Source organism: Microcoleus sp. F4-D5 (genome assembly GCF_036704885.1).
Taxonomy (GTDB): Bacteria; Cyanobacteriota; Cyanobacteriia; order Cyanobacteriales; family Microcoleaceae; genus Microcoleus.
Genome location: NZ_JAUBSX010000200.1, coordinates 1 through 1312, shown reverse-complemented (window position 1 = coordinate 1312; position 1312 = coordinate 1). Strand labels below are relative to the sequence as shown.

Here is a 1312-nt window from a genome sequence, read left to right as displayed (position 1 = left end):
CATTGGTTTTCTCACAGGATGGTCTTGGATCTTACATTCTTTATCTCTAGCACATCTTTAGAAAAATGGTATAACAGCCTTAATTCCGTTATCCGCGAACCACACCAGAAAGCCAGCCGACTTCAATATCTGAGTTAGCAACAACCGATTTGCCGACTCATCGTCCGCTACCAGAATGCGATACATTTGTTGGTTGGATGCCAACCCCTTCACTCGTTTTTGCGGCAGTCTGTCATAAACTTCGCTCTCAGTAGCATGACTGACTTTAACGTAAAAACTAAAAACCGTTCCTTTCCCCACAGAACTTTTGACCTTAATTTCACCACCCATCAGCTTCACAAAAGAGTTACTGATTGGCAATCCCAAACCCGTTCCCGTTTGCGATTTTCTGCCAGCAGAAGCTTGCACGAACGGCTTAAACAAACGGCTAACCTCATCAGGCGCAATGCCTGGGCCTGTATCCTTCACAGAGAATTGGAGAAAGAATTTGGGTAAAGGTTTTTTAGCCATAGACTGAAGGCATTTTACAGTCAGCTTCACCCTACCCGCCTCAGTAAATTTAACAGCATTACCCAACAGATTAATCAAAACTTGGCGCAGCTTGCTTTCATCAGTTCGGACGTATTGCGGTACATCTTTCCGGAGTTCAAAAACAAGTTGCAATCCCGACGACTGAGCTTTGAGTTGGAACATCCGTTCTATGTCCGAGAGCAAACTGTACAAGTCAACAGCAGTTTCTTCGAGGGTAATTTGACCAGCTTCAATCTTAGACAGCGACAAAATATCGTTGATTAGTTTCAACAAATGCTCGCCACTGCGATTGATAATATCTAAACTCGACTGCTGTTCCGGTGCAGTTTTTTTAGAGTTCACAAGGAGGTGGGCAAAGCCGATAATCGCATTCAGAGGCGTTCTCAATTCGTGGCTCATATTGGCCAGAAAGGTACTTTTAGCGCGATTGGCACTTTCGGCGGCAATTTTAGCTTGTTTTAGTTCAATAGTTTTCTGTGCAACTTGCCGCTTTAAATCGCCAGAATATTCTTCTAACCGCTGGCGAGATGCTTTTAACTGGCAATTCATGCGCTCGAAAGCACAGGCTAGGGCTTCGAGTTCGGCAATACCGCTACCTGAAACTGTTGAGTCGAAGTCGCCACCAGCTATCGCCTCTGTTGCCGAAATTAACCGCAGCAGCCGCTGTTCTATTCTTAGGGAAATGGACAGCAAAAGGCAGATAGAACCCACATTCCGCACCCCCAACTGGCACATACGCGAATTGAGGGGGTAAAAGTGAATCATCCGAGATAATAGTGAG

General features: G+C 45.3%; 1 protein-coding gene. It reads right to left on the bottom strand.

Going from position 1 to position 1312, the window contains the following annotated elements; all coding sequences use genetic code 11:
* Positions 1-57: 57 nt before the first annotated feature.
* Positions 58-1312 (bottom strand): ATP-binding protein (locus tag QUA80_RS33575; RefSeq protein ID WP_333429214.1); only part of this gene is annotated, 1255 nt, incomplete at its 5' end.